Raw genomic sequence first — 1,807 nt, forward strand, 5'->3', positions numbered from 1 at the left:
GGCAGATCAGCTCACCAGGACGGGCGGATGGATCAGTGTCGTGCGGGACACCCGCACCCGATCGGCGACCCGAGTCGGCCGCGCGAGGACAGGCCCGCGCCGCTTCAGAGCACGAAGGAATCCGACCACGGCTGCGAAGCCCGCCCGGACAACGCGTCCAGCAGTGTCACCGCCTGTTTGTCGGTGAGCGAGGCGACGAAGTCGATCACGGCGCGTCCCCTGGCGAGACCGCGCACGGCGTCGGCGCCGTTCATCGGTTCGCCGGTCGCGCCGACGAGCAGCTCGGGGGTTTCCCTGGCGAGCGCGGCGTATTCGGCGTGCGCGAGCTCGACGAGGTCGTGCAGCCGGCGCGGCAGCCGGGAAACCTCGTCGCGGTCGAGCAGCCAGGCGTCCAGCGCGTCCACGAGTGTCGCGACGAGACTGGCCTGGCCACGCTGGTGCAGCGCGAGGTCGGGGCGCAGCAGCACGAACCGGCGGTGCACGAACTTGAGCACCTGGACCTCGTGCCACTGAGCGGGACGCAGGGTCACGTGCCCGGACCGGGTCGGCGGCGTCGCCAGCACGAACACACCGTCGACCAGGCGTGTCGTCCAGCCCGTCGAGAACGCCGCCGTCGCCTGCTCCGCCTCGATGGAGCCGTCGAACGCGCCGGCGAGCAGACCGTCAACGAGTTCGGAGTGGACTCGCGCGACGGCGCTGGCGAACGCGTCGTCGTCGACGATCCAGGCGTCCTTGGCGTGCATGCGGCGGCGCAGCCGCTCCAGCGAGCGGCCGGGGCGCCGCTGCTCGGCCTCCAGCGTCGCGTCGTCGAGCGTGGCGAGTTCGAGAGCGTGCGCGAGCCACTCCCCCAGTTCGGCCGCGACCGGCGCGTGCTGGAGGACGCCGATGCGGTGGAAGTCCTGGAGGTCGTGGATGGCGTAGGCGATGTCGTCGGCGGTGTCCATTACGGACGCTTCGACGGTCTGCTGCCAGCTCTCGATCCGGCCGGCGAACGGTGCCCGCGCCTGCGCGAAGTCGTCGAGTTCGGTGCAGTAGGCGGAAAACTTGCTCACCCCGGTGCCGGGGGCGCTGCCCGGTTCGGTCGCGCCGCGTGGCGGGATCGGCAGCTGCGCGGGATGCGGATCCGGGAAGTGCAGCCGCGCCCACGGGTACTTCAGCACGGCCGCGCGGACCGCGGCGGTGAGGTCGAGCCCGATCGCGGACGGGCCGCGCACGTCGGTGGTGGTGAGGATGCGGAAGGTCTGCGCGTTGCCCTCGAAGCCGTCGGCGAGGCCGAACCGGTGCCGGGCGATGCGGTCGAGCGTCTGCTCGCCGAGGTGCCCGAACGGCGGATGCCCGAGGTCGTGCGCGAGCGCGGCGGCCTCGGCGACGTCGGGGTCGCAGCCGCCGAGCTTCGCGGCCAGCTCGGCGGAGTCGCTGGACGCGCCGATCCGCTCGGCGATCGCGCGAGCCACCTGCGCGACCTTGAGGCTGTGCGTGAGCCGGTTGTGCAGCAGGCCGGATCCGCCCGCGCTGACCACCTGCGTCACGCCGCCGAGCCGGGCGAAGAAGGGGGACGCGGCGATGCGGTCACGGTCCACTCGGAACGCGCTGGTGGCCAGGTCGGTGAACCCGCCGGAGCCGGCGGGATCCCGGCGCGCCGCCCTGGGGTCCGTCTGATCCATGCGTCCTACCGTATCCGTCACGCGTGCGTTCCTCCGCGCGGGCGCGCGAGCTGAAGGGGGGGGGGGGGGGGGGCGGCGGCTGCGCGGTGACGGGCCCGACCCCTCAGGCCCCGCCGCCCAGCCGAGACACCGCGACGGGCGCT

1 protein-coding gene is annotated in these 1,807 nt (G+C 73.5%); it reads right to left on the minus strand.

Annotated features, from left to right (window positions below; translation table 11 throughout):
* Positions 1 to 104 precede the first annotated feature (104 nt).
* Positions 105 to 1,664, minus strand: a complete 1,560-nt coding sequence (locus tag ACFWX1_RS46905) for a deoxyguanosinetriphosphate triphosphohydrolase family protein (RefSeq protein ID WP_378396423.1) — start codon at positions 1,662 to 1,664, stop codon at positions 105 to 107.
* Positions 1,665 to 1,807 lie beyond the last annotated feature (143 nt).

The sequence above is a fragment of the Amycolatopsis sp. NPDC059021 genome (assembly GCF_042739895.1).
Lineage (GTDB): Bacteria > Actinomycetota > Actinomycetes > Mycobacteriales > Pseudonocardiaceae > Amycolatopsis.